We start from the raw sequence: 14,987 nt of genomic DNA, 5'->3' as shown, positions 1-14,987 counted from the left end.
GCACTTTCGGGTGGACATGCACATTGAACTCCAGTGCATGGAGCTGTTGGTCGGCGGCTTCGCTGATCTCGATCTGTCGTGCGGGACGACCCATCCCTAATTCTACTTCTTATTCGCGATCTACTTAAATCCAGAGTGTTCTGCGTGGCGTAAACGAGCAGCGTATTGGTTCCAAATGGTCCAGCAGCAACGAAAAGATACCTGGCATTCGGCGGTGGAAAGTTCAGGGTCGCGCCGGGCGTCAGCGTGGGCTGACCGTCTGGCAGGCGATTCGGATAAAGCTGATCGACTCTGCCATCTGGGTCCTGATTGAACAGCGCCACATTCCACGTTCCAGACCCTCCCGTCAGGCTGACCGTGAAGGTCACGTTCTGCCCGGCCTGGGGTGCGGCCGGATGGACCGAAACACTCAGCACGGGTTCGCTGGCAGGCTGTGGGCCAGGGCTTTCGCCACATGCGGCCAGGGCCAGGGTCATCAGAGCCAACGTCGCCAGTTTTCGCATGAAGGGAGTGTAGAGCAGCCCCTTCATGACAGAACGAAAAAGCCCCACCGCAACGGGTGGGGCCTTTCTCGGAGCAGATTTTGAGCCCGGAATTTACTTCTGGCTTTCCTTCTGCGCGTGGACCACCAGTTTCATGGGGATGGTCACTTCGGGGTGGGCGCGGTAGGCGATGTCGTACTCGCCGATTTCCTTGACGGTCTTGGGCATCTCCAGCTTGCGCTTGTCGATGTCAAAACCGAGCTGGTCCAGCGCGCCCGCCACGTCGGCGTGGGTCACGGCGCCGTAGATCTTGCCTTCACCCGCACGGACGCTCATTTCGATGGCGACTCCGTTCAGGCGGCTGGCGAGGTCCTCGGCGGTGGCCTTTTCCTGGGCCTGAATCTTCTGGCGCGCGCGGATGCGGGCTTCCAGGCTCTTCATGTTGGCGGCGGTGGCGCTGGTGGCGATGCCCTGCGGAATCAGCCAGTTGCGGGCGTACCCGTTCTTGACTTCCACAATATCGCCGGTCTGGCCCAGCTTGCCGGGTTCCATCAGAATGACTTGCATGGCTCAGCTCTCCTTACTTCCGAACCAGTTTCTCGGTGTAGGGCAGCAGGGCCAGCTGACGCGCGACCTTGATGGTCTGCGAAATGCGGCGCTGGTGCTTGGCCGAGAGGCCGGTGCGGCGGCGAGGAAGAATCTTGCCGGTGTCGGAGACAAAACGGCGCAGCATCTTCACGTCTTTGTAATCGGTAATTTCAAGTTCCCCGATGGAGAAGGGGTCAACCTTGGGCTTGCGGGGGCGCTTGGGCCCCTTGCCACGCGGTTTGCGGTCGCTGGATTGCGTCATATGTTCCTTGTGCCTGCCTTGGCCCTACAAAAAGTTTTAGAACGGCAGGTCTTCTTCTTCCGGTGGAAAATCGTCGAGACCTTGGTCAATATCTAAGCCGCCCGAACGGTTCCCCGTGTTCGCCGCCCGGTTCTGGGGCTGGCCGTAGCCGTTGCCCTGGGACTGGGGGCGCGCCGCACTGCTCGCGGTCTGCGTGCGAGGTCCGGCGGAGGTGGCTGCTGGATTACCGGCTCCAGCGCCTCGGGACAGGGCTTCGACTCGCGTCGCCTCTACTTTGGTGGAATTGCGTTTGTTGCCGTCCTTGTCGGTCCAGCTCTCGTTGACCAGACGGCCCTTGACCATCACGGGGTCACCCTTGCGCAGCTCTTTCATGGCCTCGGCCATTTCGCGCCACAGGGTTACGTCGATCCAGTGGGTCTTTTCCTGCTTGTTCCCTTGCCGATCATTCCAGGTCTCGTTCACGGCCAGGCCGATTCCGAGCACGGCGTCGCCGGCGGGGGTGTAGCGCAGTTCGGGGTCGCGCACGACGTTGCCGATCAGTGCCACTTCGTTCAGCCCGTTGCCCATACGAACGCCGCCTCCGGCGTCCTGGATCAGTTCGGGCTGGCTGTCCAGACCTTCCATGCGGAGGGCCTTGACTTTAATCGCGCTGCGCTTGCCGCCTTCCGGAGCGTCCCAGGAGCTGTAGTCCAGGGTGCCTTCCACCATCACGGCGTCGCCGCCCTTCAGGTTGCGCTCGGCCTGCCATTCGGCGGGCTTGCCCAGAATAGAGACGCGGTGGTACCACGGCAGGTTCCGCTCACGTCCGTCGTTGCCGACGACGCGGTCTTCTCCGGCCACAGTGGCCTCGAAAACGGCGGTTCCGTTGGGGGTGTAACGCAGTTCGGGGTCGCGGGCGAGTGCGCCGACTAAATACACGTGGTTCATGCCTCGGGCCATAACAGTGTTCTCCTTGGTGGCTGGCTGGACGCGCTGGGGCGTGCCGTAACTGGGGGCTTTAACGTGGCTGGCAATGTGGCCCTGTGCGGGTTAGAAAGACTGTAACAAGGCGACTTGGTTCTGTCAAGAGCGTAACGCTCCCGGCAGTGCTCAGGCCTTCTTGGTCTTCCATTCCGGGCGGTCCTTGACCACCAGGACGCGGCGCACGTGGTCACGCAGACGCAGGGTGCTGGCGATGTCCTTTTCAGGGTTGCCGCCGGCCTTGATGGTGTACATCAGGTAATAGCCCTCGCGGTCCTTGTCGATGGCGTAAGCCAGGCGGCGGTTGCCCACGTCGTCGAGGTTGCTCATCTCGGCCCCGCTGTTCTTCAGCGTGGTTTCGATGTAGTCCTTCTCGATTTGCACCTGCTCGGCGCTGAGGTTGGGGTTCAGGATCAGGTTCAGGTCGTACTGGTTCATGTTTCACCTCTCTTCACGCCGAATCCGGGCAAGGTCTGGCCTCGCCACACAGCGCAACTCACCACATTATCAGAGCGTGGAGGGGAGTGCTAGAGGGGAAAGGCGGGAGGGGTTGGCAGAAGCGCAGTTGTCTGTCCTTCCAACGCCAGAAAAGCCCCTCCGCCCGGGCGGGGGAGAGGCCCAAGATTCCAGCGCTGACTTCACCCCGCCCTTATTTCAGCAGGTCCAGCGCCTTTCGCAGGATGGCGTCGCCCGGCACGTCCACCACGGCCTCGCCCTGCGTGGCGCTCTTGCTGGGGCGCTTGATCTCGCCGGTGTACGTGAACTTGCCGTCCTTGTCGGCGGTGACGGTCACCGGCTTGCCCGCCACGCTCAGGGTGATTTTCTCGCCCGCCTTGAGGCCGCTGCCCGCGAAGTTCAGCGGGGCGGTGTAGCGGGTGTCGGCCACCACGATGTCGGGGGTGATGCCCTTCTTGTGAATCTGGCGGCCCTTGGGGGTCAGCCACTCGTTGGCGACGATGGCGATCTTGCCGCCGTCGGGCAGGTCCAGCGGAATCTGCGCCACGCCCTTGCCGAATGTCTGCTCGCCGATGATCTGGGCGCGGCCCACGTCCTGCAGGGCGCCGGAGACCACTTCAGAGGCCGAGGCGCTGTTCTTGTTGACCAGCACCACCAGTTTGCCGGTGTAGTCGGTCTTCTGGTTGCTGGCCCGGCCAAAGACCTCGGTCTTCTTGTTGCGGTCGCGCAGGCTGACAATCGGCCCGCTCTGCATGAACTGGTCGGCCACGTCCACCCCGGCATTCAGCAGGCCGCCGCCGTTGTCGCGCAGGTCCAGAATCAGCTTCTGCACGTTCTTCTTCTTCATGTCGGCCACGGCGGCGCGGAACTGCTGGCTGACCTTCTCGTTGTAGAAGGTGTTCAGGGCGATGTAGCCGATGTTGCCGGGCAGAATGGTTTCCTCGACGTCCACGATGGTCACCGGCTGGCGCTCCATCTTGACCGTGTAGGGCTTGCCGTTGCGGGCAAAGGTGATGGTGACCGTGGTGCCCTGCTTGCCGCGCACCAGCCGCACGATGTCGTTCAGCTTGCTGGTGATCACCTCGGTGTCGTCCACCTTGACGAACACGTCGCCGATCTGCACGCCCGCGCCGATGGCCGCGCCGGTCTTGAACACGTTGTCGATCTTGCCGCCGGTGCCGTCCGCGTTGGCGGCGATCAGCTGTACGCCGATGCCGTAGAAGTTGCCCGCCAGATTTTCCTGGTCAATGGCATTGTCCTCGGGCTGGCTGTAGTACGTGAACTCGTCGTTCAGGCTGCCCACGGCGCCGTTGATCGCGCCGCGCAGCAGCTTGTCCTCGTCGATGGGGTACAGGTAGTACTGCTTGAGGTCACCGATCACGTTGAGCAGCGTCTTGCCCTCGGCGGTGCTGGTCAGGTTGGCCTGGGTGTACCCGCCAAGCTGGGCGTAGGCGACGGCGGCGGTGGCCGCAAGGGCCGCCCCCACGATGGTCAGGCGTTTGGCATTCACCTGGTCAGAATAGTGCGCCCCCCTGAGCGACTATTGAAGCTCAGGTGACAGGCGGACCTCAGCAAAGCCTCAAAAACGCCTGCGCGGCCAGTGGCCTGGAATTCTGAGAGGCGTCCTGAGCGGACCTTCATGGTCTGGGCTATGCTGGGCAGCGACCATGCGTTCTCCTTGCTGCCTCTGTCCTGCCCTGCCCCGCGCCGGAGCGCTGCGGTGATCCAGTTCCACAGCGTCACGCTGTCGTATCCCATCACCGGCACACTGGCCCTAGACGACGTGAGCCTGCAGATCGGCAAGGGCGAGTTCGCGTATCTGGTGGGCCATTCGGGCGCTGGCAAGAGCAGCTTCATGAATCTGGTGCTCAAGCGGGCGCTGCCCACGCGCGGCGAGGTCCGGGTGGCCGGGCAGTCCCTGAAGCACTACAAGGGGCGGCGCACGGCGCTGCTGCGCCGCCGCATGGGCACCGTGTTTCAGGACAACCTGCTGCTCTCGCACCTGAACGCCTACGACAACGTGGCCTTCGCGCTGCGGGTGACCGGCGTGCACGGGCGCGAGTGGCCGGGCCGGGTTACGGCAGCGCTGCGGACGGTCGGGCTGGAACACAAGAAGTACGCCCTGCCGGTGCAGCTGTCGCAGGGCGAGCAGCAGCGGGTGGCGATTGCCCGCGCCATCGTGAGTGACCCACCGCTGCTGCTGGCCGACGAGCCCACCGGCAACCTGGACCCCGAGAACAGCCGCGAGGTGCTCAAGGTGCTGCAGAACGTCAATCTGCGCGGCACCACGGTCGTGGTCGCCACCCACGCCCGCGATCTGGTGGAAAGCTACCGCCACCGCACCCTGACGCTGCGCAAGGGCAAGCTGGTGCGCGACGACCCGTACGGGGGGTACGCGCTGTGAGGGGAGATGGGAGAAGGGTGAGGGTTGATGGAGAACTGCTTTTGTCCATCCACCATCCACCATCCACCATCACCGCCGCCAGGGGCGGCCAGTGATCTACCACCTGCGTCAGGCGCTGCTGGCCATGCGCGGCAATTTCACGGCCACGCTGGCGACGCTGGTGACCATGACCCTGACCCTGCTGATGCTGGGGTTCGTGCTGCTGCTGACCCTGAACGTGAACCGCACGCTGGGCCAGCTGGAATCGCAGGTGGAGGTGGCGGCCTTCCTGACGCCGGAGGCCGACACCGCCGGACTGCTGTCGCAGGTCAGAGGCCTGCCGCAGGTGCGCGAGGCCCGGCTGGTGAGCAGCGCGCAGGTGCTGGAGGAGATGAGCCAGATTTCGCCGTACACCCGCGACGCGGCGGGGCTGGTGGGCAACCCCTTTCCCGACACCCTGCGCATGAAGGTCAGCCGGGTGGAGGATTCGCGCACAGTGGCGGCGGTGGTGGCCAATCTGGTCGGCGTGGACGGCGTGGAGTACGGCGCAGGCTACGTGGACCCCACCGTCAAGACGCTGACCGCCGTGCGCGGCGCCGGCTACGCGCTGGTGGGTCTGCTGCTGCTGGGCACGCTGTTTAACATCCTGAATGCCGTGCGGGTGGCGATGTACGCCCGCCGCGACGAGATCAGCGTGATGCGCCTGCTGGGGGCCACGCGCTCGTTTATCCGCATGCCGCACGTGATCGAGGGCCTGATCGTGGGGGTGCTGGCCGCCGCGCTGTCGCTGGCGCTGCTGACCCCTGCCTACCTGGGGCTGGCTGTGCGGGTGCGCGAACTGGCCCCGGTGTTCCCGGTGGTCACGGACCCCGGGACCCTACTGCCAGTGTTGGGCGGCGTGGCGGGGCTGGGCATCCTGATCGGCTTTCTGGGCAGCCTGTTCGCCAGCCGCCGCTACCTGCGGGAGCTGGAGTAGTGGCCCCAGGAGCCGTGGACGTGAGGCGCGCCAGTCTTCTCGTCCTGCTGGGCGTGCTGCTGCTGGGGCAGGGTGGGGGTGCCCAGACCACCTCTCAGAAGTTGCAGCAACTGCAGCAGGAGTTGCAGCAGCAGCGTCAGCTGAGCGCGGCGCAGGCCAAAGAGTTGAACCGCATCCGCCGGACCATCCAGAACCTCAGCGCCCAGCAGAAAGAGGCGCTGGCCCGGCTGGACACGCTGGCCGGGCAGGTGGCGGACCTGGAAAACGAACTGGCGGTGCTGAACACCCGCACCGCGCTGGCCGAGCAGCAGCTGGCCGACACCACCTCGCAGCTGGGGGTCACCACCGCCCGCGTCGAGCGTCTTAAGGGCGATGTGCGCGAGATCCTGAACCTGCAGTACCGCAGCCGCAGCAACGATTACCTGGGGCTGCTGTCGCAGGCCCGCAGCCTCTCGGACCTGCTGATCCGGCTGCGCTACGCCAACATGGCCGGGCAGTACAACACCCGCATCATCGCGAACCTCAAAGACGAGGTGGCCACGCTGGACGCCCAGCGGGCGCAGCAGGCGCAGCAGACCCAGACCCTCAAGGACATCGGGGCGCGGCGCAACGCGGCCCTGGACCGTCTGAAAACGCGGCGCGGCGAGCAGAACCGCCTGCTGGCTGGCCTGCGCGACAGCGAGCAGGGCCAGCGTGCCCTGGCCGCCCAGCGGCAGGCAGACCGCGCCCTGACCGCCCGCACCATCGACGGCCTGATCACCCAGGTCACGGCGGAACGTCAGCGCATCGAGGCCGAGCGCCAGCGCCGCCTGGAGGAGGAGCGCAAGCGGCGCGAGGCCGAGGCCCGCCGCATCCGCATCGCCCAGGAGCGTGCCCGCCAGGAGGCCATCCGGCTGGCGGCGATCCGCGCCGAGCAGGAACGTATTGCCCGCGAGCAGGCGGCCCAGCGTGCCCGCGAGGCCGCCGAACGGGCCCGGCAGGTGGCCCGCCAGCAGGCCGAGGCCCAGGCCCGCGCGCAGGCCGCCCGCGAAGCCCAGCAGCAGGCCGCCCGCGAACAGCAGCAGCGCGCACGCGAGCAGCAGCTTCAGCGCGAGCAGGCCGCGTTGCAGCAGCGCAGCCAGCAGGTGCAGGCCGCTCAGGACCGGGTGACGCAGGAACTCACGCCGCTGCCGGCGGTCAGCGGTCCGCTGGGCTTTCCGCTGCCGGGCGGGCAGGTCAGCGCTCCCTACGGCAGCGGCGGCTCCCCCTGGGTGGTCCTGGCCGCGTCTGACGGCTCGCAGGCGGTGGCCGCGTTGCCGGGCAACGTGCTGGCCGTGACGTACTACGCCTCGCTGGGCTGGGTGGTGCTGGTGGACCACTCCAGCGCCATCAGCGCGTATTTCGGGCTGGCTGAACCGCTGGTCAGCGTGGGCGCCCGCGTGTCACGCGGTACGCCGCTGGGGACGGTGGGCGGCTCGCAGATCATCGGGCCGCAGCGCATGGCCTTCCAGTACCGGCTGAACGGCTTGGCCGTGAATCCGGGGTTCTAGCCGCGCCAGACTGTTCCGCACATTCGGACCCGTGGTCTAGGGCTGCCCAGTACACTGTGGGCACCATGAAAAGACCCCAGAAAAATGCTGTCCTGACAGTGGGCGGCGGCGCATTGACCATGTCGCTGCTGACCGCCTGTCCCCAGCCCCCACCGCCCCCCACCTTCACCACCCTGGAGTTCCGCTTTCCCGAGACTGCCCAGACGAACGGGCTGACCCTGGCCGCCATCTATTTCGTGGACGGTTCGGACCCCGCGCAAAAGGCGGGGGTTCAGGTCCTGGCCAATGGGAGTCTGGGCAGGGATGGGCAGTTCGTCTATCCAGGCGGTCCCAGCGCCAGTGCGATGGTCAACGGCGGCACACTGCAGCTGGCGTCCTACGCGCTGGACCCCCTCAAGAAGAACGCGGGCTGCCTGAGGCTCTTCAAGACCAGCGAGGCCTCGGGGCTGCAGGACGTGGTGATCACGCCGGAAACGGTCAAGACCTGCAACGTGTACTTCACGCTGTTCCGCGACGCCGACGGCGACGGCACACCCACCAAGGGCGAGGAACTGTTCAACACCCACGACATCTACAGCTACGCCGATGCGGCCTTTACCTACAGCTTCGCCAGCACGGACGGCAAGTCGCAGGAAACGGGGGCGCGCGTCTCCGGCTGGAGCCTGGTGCGCCACGAGGTGCTGCAGCCCACCGCCACGCCCGGCCAGTACCGCGTGACCATGAACAGCGTGCCCACCACCGATCAACGCCTGACCATTCGCCTGCATGAACCCACAGACCGCCTGATCTCGATGGGCCTGAAGGGTCTGGACCGGGGAGGTCTGAAATGAAGCGCCTGAATCTGATCGCCCTGTCCGGGCTGGGCCTGCTGCTGGCGTCCTGTTCGGCGGGGAGCCCCGCCTTACCCGACGGGGGCCGCCCGCCGCTGCCCACCGGCGTGGAGGTCCGTTTTCCCGCAGCCCCCGCCAACGCCTACCTGTCGCTGCTGACCGAGGACGGCCAGAGCGTGTACCAGCTGAGCGTGCCCGCCGGGGCCACCCGTAGCGAGGTTGATCCGGACGGCTGGAAGGCCGAGGAGAAGAACGCCCAGGACGTGGCGCTGGTGCTGCCCGCCGGAAGCGTGACCGACGGCGCGAAGTCGAACATTGGAGACGCACAGGTTCGTTTTCTGCGCTGGGCGATGTGGCGGGACGGGAACACCAACGGAAAGCGCGACGACGGCGAGACCCTGAACCTGATGACGCATGACCGCGTGGCCTATGCCAGCCAGCCGTTCACCGTGGTCTTCAAGACCGCCACCCCCGACATGCAGCAGACCTGGAAGCTGAAGGCCGGCTGGTCCCGCGCCGAGCATTACGTGTATCTGCCGCAGGGCACCCGCACCTACCTCCGCAGCCTGGAAAGCGATCCGGTCCAGCGCTACACCCTGCATGTGGAGACGCCGGTCACCAGCCAGTAAAGCTCTGCGGCTGGGCATGAAGTCCAGCCGCCCTCTGGGTCTGCACATCAAAGTTTGATTAAGGCTTTCTCCGGCCTCTGGTCGCTACACTTTTTGGCAACGAGGGAGTAGCCACCTGCCCAGGCAGGGAAATGCATCGTCAATACGGGCTCCAATCCCGGTGCATTTCTGAAACGGCGAGACTCGGCACGTGAAGGCGTGCCGGGTCTTTTGTGTTTTTTGACCCTCCCCGTGAAGGGACGTCTTCCGTGCAAGGAGACGGCAATGGATCTTTCCTTTCTGACGGTGACCGAGTGGCTGGGCAAGCCCGCATGGATGTGGGTCATGTTCCTGGCGGTGGTGGTGGCCCTGATGGCCTTTGACCTGGGGGTGCTGGAGCGGCGCCGCAAGAGCAGGCTGGCCCCTGACGATGACGGCGTGATGGGCGTGGGCCAGAGCCTGTGGCTGTCGGCGTTCTACATCGCCATCGCGCTGATCTACGGCGCGTGGGTGTGGCTGACGCTGGGCCGCGAATCGGGCATGGCCTTTTACACCGGCTTCGCGCTGGAAAAGGCGCTGGCGCTGGACAACGTGTTCGTGATCAGCCTGATCTTCGCCTTCTTCGCCATTCCGCTGAAACTGCAACGGCGCGTGCTGCTGTGGGGCATTCTGGGCGTGATCGTGCTGCGGGCGATCATGATCGGGCTGGGCACCGCGCTGGTCACGCAATTCGACTGGGTGCTGTGGATCTTCGGCGCTTTTTTGCTGTTCACGGGCGTCAAGATGCTGCGGGGCGGCGACGAGGAGCACGATTTCTCGAACAACCGGCTGCTGGGCTGGCTGAAAGGGCGGCTGCGGATCACCGACGAACTGCACGGCGAGCGCTTCATCGTCAAGCAGACGGTGGGCGGCCGGGTCAGAACCTTTGCCACGCCGCTGCTGCTGGCGCTGATCATGGTGGAGACCGCCGACGTGATCTTCGCGGTGGACTCGATTCCGGCCATCTTCGCCATCACGCAGGATCCGTTTATCGTGTACACCTCCAACATCTTCGCCATTCTGGGCCTGCGGGCGCTGTATTTCGCGCTGGCGGCGATGGTGCACCGCTTCAAGTACCTGCAGCCCGCGCTGTCGCTGGTGCTGGTGTTTATCGGCCTGAAGATCTTCTACGCCCAGTTGTGGGGCAAGCTCGATCCGGCGATCAGCCTGGGCGTGACCCTGAGCCTGCTGGCCGGCGGCGTGGTGGTCAGCCTGATCAAGACCCGTCCTCCCGCCGGGGAGCCGCCCGCGTCGGTGTAATACCAAAGTGCGGTGAGTCGAAGACGAACCCGAGCGAAGCGAGTGGCAAGACGGTATAAGGCTGGCCTCTATGCCATGAAGGAGGGCAACAGAAGCGGTTTCTGTTGCCCTCCCTTTCGTGAGTTGTTGAGCAGGCCAGCCCGGTTTATTCCCGCGCCGGCACCGCGCACTGACCGTCCTCGCAGCCCTCCGCGTCATTGGCCGTGCCCAGCAGGGTCAGGGGGGCAGGATGCGTCTCGGCCCAGACCTGCTCCAGCGCGCCGCGCAGCACCTCCGCGCCCTGCGCGCCGCTGACGCCGTACTTGCCGCCCAGCACGAAGAACGGCACGCCGCTGATGCCCAGCGCCTGGGCCTGGGCCTCGTCCTGACGTACGGCCTGGGCGTAGTGGCCGCCTTCCAGGGCCGTGCGAACCTCGGCAGCGTCCAGGCCCACTTCGGCGGCCAGTTCCACCAGCGTGTCCACCTCGCCCACATTCCGTCCCTCGGACATGTAGGCGCGCAGCAGGCGTTCCTTCATGGCGTCCTGCTGGCCGTGCTCGGCGGCCAGATGGATCAGCTGATGGGCCAGGAAGGTGTTGGTCAGGCGGGTCTTGTCGAAGTGGTACTCCAGTCCTTCACCCGCCGCCGTCTGGGTCATGCTGTCCAGCATCTCCTGGGCCTGGGCCGGGGTGCGGCCGTACTTGCGGGCCAGCCCGTCGCGCATGGAGTTCGGGTTGTCGGCCGGCGCGGAGGGATCAAGCTCGAAGCTGTGCCACACGACTTCCACCTGATCGCGCGGGCCGAAGTCCTGCAGGGCCGCCTCGAAGCGCCGCTTGCCGACATAACACCACGGACAGGCGATGTCCGACCAGATGTCCACCCGTAACTTGTCGGGTGCCGAGGGCGTGAAGGAAGTGGAGGCAGATGCAGTCATGCCTACATCATACTCCGGTTTATAAAATAAAGCATGAGATGCCGGGTAAGAGAGGATTGAGCCTCAGCGGTCTCCACGGTCACACGCGACGCCGTTGCGGTTGGAGTCCAGGCCGGTGCGGTAGCCCGGTTTGCCCACCCGGATCGGCATGGAGCCGGCAGCGCGCAGGGCCGCGCAACTGGCGTAGTACACGTTGCCCGGCCCGGTCAGGGCCGCGCTGCCGCTGACCGGGCGCATCAGCGAGCGGGCGATGTAGCCGCCGCGGCCCTGATAGGTGGTGCGGCACCACTCGCCCGCGCAGGCCACCGTCAGCAACGTGCCGCCGGGAACGGTGCGCACGATCTGCCCATTCAGGGCGGGGGTCCGGCGCAGATTGGCCGCTGTCGTCGTGGTCGCCGTGGCCGCCTCGGCCAGTCCCAGCAGGCCCGCGCCGGCCAATCCCAGCACCAGGGTCAGCGTCTTGATGGAGATGTTCATGGACCACAGCGTGACACGCCGCCGCCTCGCTGCCATGAGACGGGGCTGGGGCGAAGAAGAATCCATTGGCACCGCACACAAGACGCGGCAGGAGTCCTGGCCTGTACAGTGCGGGCGTGCACGAACTGCTGCCTCCCGAGATCACCCTGCAGGCCGGGCTGCACTGGCTGGACCTGATCGGCGTGCTGGCCTTCGCGCTGTCGGGGGCGCTGCTGGGCGTCCGCAAACGCTTCGATATCTTCGGGGTGCTGGTGCTGGGCTGCGTGACGGCGGTGGGCGGCGGCGCGATCCGCGACACCCTGACCGGGCAGACGCCGCCGCTGTTCCTGCGCGACGAATCCTACCTGTACGCCGCGCTGCTGGGTTCGGTGCTGGCCTTCGGCTTCGGCGAGCGGCTGGCCCGCTTCGAGCGCACCATCAGCCTGTTCGACTCGGCGGGGCTGGCGCTGTTCGCGGCCTCGGGGGCGCTGGGGGCCATCAACTTCGGGCTGGGGCCGCTGGGCGTGGTCTTTACCGGGGCGATCAGCGGCGTGGGCGGCGGCATCATCCGTGACCTGATCGCCAACGAGGTACCGGAGGTGATGTACCGCCGCGATCAGCTGTACGCCACGGCGGCGGCGGCGGGGGCCTTCGCCGTGCTGCTGCTGCACCCGCACGTCACGCCGTTTCAGTCCCAGCTGGGCGGCGTGCTGACCGTAATCGCCCTGCGCTGGGTCTCGCGCCGCGGCTGGGTCAGGTTGCCGGTGCGGCGGCTGCCGGAGGGGTGAGTAGCTTGGCTTGCGTCGTGATCTGAGCTGTTGATGGCGCAGCCCAGGACTTTGCCTCGTTTGGCAATGCCCCTATGGCGTTGTGGGCGGCGCGCACGCCCTTTGCCGATGTGTCCAGCGCGTGCTTGGTTTTCATGCCCCGCGATCAGGTGGGTGCCCATCTTCCTAGCGTCGCGGCCACTCAGCGGCTTGAGGCCCACCACACTCACCAGCAGGCCACCCGGAAAGCCGTGAGGAATGGAGGCCCGGCTAGGGCCAGCAGTGGCCCCGGCCCATGTCGGTGGTTGCGCTCCCGTCCTCTGTCTCTGGACCGACGAGCTTGATTTCGAGCAGTTGAACTTTGACGTGCTGCTCGTGGCCTGACCGGGGTGCCGCCTTCTTTAAGGTTTGCCTGGCATACCTGTCCCCAGCCCTGTGGCGTGGCCGGAGCGCTGCGGAGTTTGTGCGTTGTTGCCCTCATTCTCGCTCCGAAGCGGGGTGAGCGTGAGGCTGGCGTTGCGGGAGGTCCACATTCCCTGCTTGCCTGAATTCCGGGCATCGGCAGGAGCGTTTTACGTTCAATTAACGAGATTTCCGACAGGATGTATGACGCAGGACAGAGCTGTGAAAGTGGCCGCGAGGATCACTTGACCAAATCTGGTAGCGACATCGCCCTTCAGGGTCAGCTTGAAACCTCGAATGGCACTTGCAGTCAGTCAAAAGTCAGTGAGGTTTACGATAAGTAAGGGGTTGGCGGCTTCACAGCACGGGCCATTTCAGTTTAATTGGGGAGGGTCTGCCCCGTCGCAGTCCGCGCCTACCGGCAGTTCACCTTCCAATTCCCACGGCCCAGCAGGAGTTTTCTATGCAAGCGATTCGCAGCACCTCATCTTCTTCACCCTCCGGGTCTGTCAGCCGTGGAGCGGTGCGGTTGATGCTGGGCCGCCGGCTCCTCAACGGCGCCGTCCTGGCCTGCGGTGATCTGCTGGCCCTGACCCTGGCCCTGTTGCTGGCCTCTGGCCTGCGCGTGGCGCTGCTGGGCGACGCCCCCGACGGCCCCTGGCTGGCTGGAGGCTGGTTTGCCGGGGACGGTTCGGTGCCGGGCTTGATTCCTTTCCTGTGGCTGGTTTGGGTGGTGGGTGCCCTATTGATGCGTCTGCTGCCGGGCTGGGGCCTGGCAGCGCCCACCGAGCTTCAGCGCGTGACCCAGTTGACCGCCCTGGTCTTTGCCGCTGTCACCGGCGTGCTGTTCATGACCCAGCAGACCGACATGGTCAGCCGTTTTTCGCTGGCGATGGGCTTGATCCTGAGCTGGGCGCTGGTGCTGGTGATGCGGGCGGCGGTCAAGCAGATCATGCTGCGGGCAGGGCTGTGGGGGGTTCCGGCCGTCATTTACGGCGCCGCCGTCACCGGTACGCTGATGGTGCAGGCCCTGCGCGAAAATCCGACTTACGGGTATCAGCCCACCGTCATCCTGGATGACAACCCGCTGTTTCACGGCAGCGCCGTGCTGGGCGTGCCGGTGATCGGCCCAGTGGCCACCTCGCTCCGTCCCCTGGACCAGCAGGCCCCGGTGGCCGTCGTGGCCATGCCGGGCCTGGACCGGGCGCAGCTGGTGCAGATGCTGGAAGGCCCGCTGGCGCATTACCCCAAGGTCATCATCGTCCCCGATCTGTTCGAGGTCGAGTCGCTGTGGGTCCAGGCCAACGACTTCGGTGGCGTACTGGGCCTGGAAGTGGCGCGCAACCTGCTCGATCCGCTGGCCCAGGTGGTCAAGCGGGCCTTCGATCTGATAGCGGTGGTGCTGACGGCCCCGGTCTGGCTTCCGGTCTGTGCGCTGCTGGCTGCCCTGATCTGGCTGGAAGACCGCACCAACCCCCTGTTCCTGCAGCGCCGCGTGGGCCTGAACGGGCAGACCTTTGCCACCTGGAAATTCCGGACCATGGTGCCGGACGCCGAGGAGGTGCTGCGCCGCAAGCTGGAGCAGGATGCCGAACTGCGGCTGGAATGGGAAACGCATTTCAAGCTGCGCCGTGATCCCCGCATCACTCGGATCGGCGGCCTGCTACGCAAGACCAGCCTGGATGAGCTGCCTCAGCTCGTCAATGTGCTGCTGGGCCACATGTCGTTGGTGGGACCGCGCCCGCTGCCGGCTTACCATCAGGAGCAGCTGTCGGCCCCGGCCCAGCGTCTGCGCATCCTGGTGCGTCCCGGCCTGACCGGACTGTGGCAGGTATCGGGGCGCTCGGAAGCGGGCAATCTGGGGATGGAGCGCTGGGATCCGTACTACGTCCGCAACTGGTCGATCTGGCTGGATCTGGTGATCCTGATGCGCACTGTCGGCGTGGTGCTGCGCGGATCGGGGGCCTACTGATGGAGCGGCACTCTGTTCCCTCCCTGCCGAGCCTCCGCATCATGCCGCTTCTCTGCACAAGAAATGTTGATTGGACTCGTCGTATCTGGACTGGTCCTGCGGTG

The 14,987-nt window shown here is 65.8% G+C and carries 16 protein-coding genes; 8 read left to right on the top strand and 8 right to left on the bottom strand.

Annotation, left to right across the window (positions count from 1 at the left end; all coding sequences use genetic code 11):
* From FHR04_RS21725 to FHR04_RS18870, 6 genes are all read right to left on the bottom strand, one after another.
* Positions 1-476, bottom strand: a 476-nt coding sequence (locus FHR04_RS21725; RefSeq protein WP_420810989.1) for a DUF4384 domain-containing protein, incomplete at its 3' end; no start/stop codon positions are given.
* Positions 477-596: 120 nt separating this feature from the next.
* On the bottom strand, positions 597-1,049 hold the full coding sequence (rplI, locus tag FHR04_RS18890; protein ID WP_039685856.1) for a 50S ribosomal protein L9: 453 nt from the start codon (positions 1,047-1,049) through the stop codon (positions 597-599).
* A gap of 13 nt (positions 1,050-1,062) precedes the next feature.
* Positions 1,063-1,332, bottom strand: coding sequence for a 30S ribosomal protein S18 (rpsR, locus tag FHR04_RS18885; RefSeq protein WP_029477417.1), 270 nt, complete (start codon positions 1,330-1,332; stop codon positions 1,063-1,065).
* A 36-nt stretch (positions 1,333-1,368) separates the two neighbouring features.
* On the bottom strand, positions 1,369-2,271 hold the full coding sequence (locus FHR04_RS18880; protein WP_139404750.1) for a single-stranded DNA-binding protein: 903 nt from the start codon (positions 2,269-2,271) through the stop codon (positions 1,369-1,371).
* 150 nt (positions 2,272-2,421) lie between these two features.
* Complete coding sequence (gene rpsF, locus FHR04_RS18875) at positions 2,422-2,730, bottom strand: 30S ribosomal protein S6 (RefSeq protein WP_039685850.1); 309 nt, start codon at positions 2,728-2,730, stop codon at positions 2,422-2,424.
* A 211-nt stretch (positions 2,731-2,941) separates the two neighbouring features.
* Positions 2,942-4,258, bottom strand: a complete 1,317-nt coding sequence (locus FHR04_RS18870; protein ID WP_039685848.1) for a S41 family peptidase — start codon at positions 4,256-4,258, stop codon at positions 2,942-2,944.
* A 210-nt stretch (positions 4,259-4,468) separates the two neighbouring features.
* Here FHR04_RS18870 and ftsE point away from each other — a divergent pair, with 210 nt between their 5' ends.
* From ftsE to FHR04_RS18840, 6 genes are all read left to right on the top strand, one after another.
* Complete coding sequence (gene ftsE / locus FHR04_RS18865) at positions 4,469-5,152, top strand: cell division ATP-binding protein FtsE (RefSeq protein ID WP_039687621.1); 684 nt, start codon at positions 4,469-4,471, stop codon at positions 5,150-5,152.
* A 91-nt stretch (positions 5,153-5,243) separates the two neighbouring features.
* Positions 5,244-6,107 carry a cell division protein FtsX gene (locus FHR04_RS18860; RefSeq protein WP_039685846.1) on the top strand — a complete coding sequence of 288 codons (864 nt, stop codon included), beginning with the start codon at positions 5,244-5,246 and terminating at the stop codon, positions 6,105-6,107.
* 20 nt (positions 6,108-6,127) lie between these two features.
* Entirely contained in the window at positions 6,128-7,636 is a 1,509-nt protein-coding gene (locus tag FHR04_RS18855; protein WP_249039221.1) for a murein hydrolase activator EnvC family protein, read from the top strand.
* 65 nt (positions 7,637-7,701) lie between these two features.
* Positions 7,702-8,466, top strand: coding sequence for a hypothetical protein (locus FHR04_RS18850; protein WP_139404749.1), 765 nt, complete (start codon positions 7,702-7,704; stop codon positions 8,464-8,466).
* Positions 8,463-9,095 carry a hypothetical protein gene (locus tag FHR04_RS18845; protein ID WP_139404748.1) on the top strand — a complete coding sequence of 211 codons (633 nt, stop codon included), beginning with the start codon at positions 8,463-8,465 and terminating at the stop codon, positions 9,093-9,095. The genes FHR04_RS18850 and FHR04_RS18845 overlap by 4 nt, the downstream gene beginning before the upstream one ends.
* Positions 9,096-9,359: 264 nt before the next feature.
* On the top strand, positions 9,360-10,373 hold the full coding sequence (locus tag FHR04_RS18840; RefSeq protein ID WP_139404747.1) for a TerC family protein: 1,014 nt from the start codon (positions 9,360-9,362) through the stop codon (positions 10,371-10,373).
* A gap of 145 nt (positions 10,374-10,518) precedes the next feature.
* Here the strand turns inward: FHR04_RS18840 and FHR04_RS18835 are convergent, their stop codons facing one another.
* Positions 10,519-11,286: a DsbA family oxidoreductase gene (locus tag FHR04_RS18835; protein WP_139404746.1), complete on the bottom strand. Its 768-nt coding sequence runs from the start codon at positions 11,284-11,286 to the stop codon at positions 10,519-10,521.
* Positions 11,287-11,349: 63 nt separating this feature from the next.
* Positions 11,350-11,763: an excalibur calcium-binding domain-containing protein gene (locus FHR04_RS18830; RefSeq protein WP_183944856.1), complete on the bottom strand. Its 414-nt coding sequence runs from the start codon at positions 11,761-11,763 to the stop codon at positions 11,350-11,352.
* A gap of 116 nt (positions 11,764-11,879) precedes the next feature.
* Between FHR04_RS18830 and FHR04_RS18825 the strand changes: the two genes are divergently transcribed.
* Entirely contained in the window at positions 11,880-12,530 is a 651-nt protein-coding gene (locus FHR04_RS18825) for a trimeric intracellular cation channel family protein (RefSeq protein WP_039685835.1), read from the top strand.
* Positions 12,531-13,443: 913 nt separating this feature from the next.
* Complete coding sequence (gene wbaP, locus FHR04_RS18820; RefSeq protein ID WP_249039220.1) at positions 13,444-14,883, top strand: undecaprenyl-phosphate galactose phosphotransferase WbaP; 1,440 nt, start codon at positions 13,444-13,446, stop codon at positions 14,881-14,883.
* Positions 14,884-14,987: the final 104 nt, after the last annotated feature.

This window comes from Deinococcus radiopugnans ATCC 19172 (assembly GCF_006335125.1).
GTDB lineage: Bacteria > Deinococcota > Deinococci > Deinococcales > Deinococcaceae > Deinococcus > Deinococcus radiopugnans.
Note: the sequence above shows the minus strand (reverse complement) of the source record. Positions and strands in the feature narration are given on the sequence as shown.

What these genes read in the sequence shown, in the direction of transcription:
- rplI (WP_039685856.1), bottom strand. Translation starts at nt 1,049, where the DNA reads ATGCAAGTCATTCTGATGGAACCCGGCAAGCTGGGCCAGACCGGCGAT.
- rpsR (WP_029477417.1), bottom strand. Translation starts at nt 1,332, where the DNA reads ATGACGCAATCCAGCGACCGCAAACCGCGTGGCAAGGGGCCCAAGCGC.
- FHR04_RS18880 (WP_139404750.1), bottom strand. Translation starts at nt 2,271, where the DNA reads ATGGCCCGAGGCATGAACCACGTGTATTTAGTCGGCGCACTCGCCCGC.
- rpsF (WP_039685850.1), bottom strand. Translation starts at nt 2,730, where the DNA reads ATGAACCAGTACGACCTGAACCTGATCCTGAACCCCAACCTCAGCGCC.
- FHR04_RS18850 (WP_139404749.1), top strand. Translation starts at nt 7,702, where the DNA reads ATGAAAAGACCCCAGAAAAATGCTGTCCTGACAGTGGGCGGCGGCGCA.
- FHR04_RS18845 (WP_139404748.1), top strand. Translation starts at nt 8,463, where the DNA reads ATGAAGCGCCTGAATCTGATCGCCCTGTCCGGGCTGGGCCTGCTGCTG.
- FHR04_RS18840 (WP_139404747.1), top strand. Translation starts at nt 9,360, where the DNA reads ATGGATCTTTCCTTTCTGACGGTGACCGAGTGGCTGGGCAAGCCCGCA.
- FHR04_RS18835 (WP_139404746.1), bottom strand. Translation starts at nt 11,286, where the DNA reads ATGACTGCATCTGCCTCCACTTCCTTCACGCCCTCGGCACCCGACAAG.
- FHR04_RS18830 (WP_183944856.1), bottom strand. Translation starts at nt 11,763, where the DNA reads ATGAACATCTCCATCAAGACGCTGACCCTGGTGCTGGGATTGGCCGGC.
- wbaP (WP_249039220.1), top strand. Translation starts at nt 13,444, where the DNA reads ATGCTGGGCCGCCGGCTCCTCAACGGCGCCGTCCTGGCCTGCGGTGAT.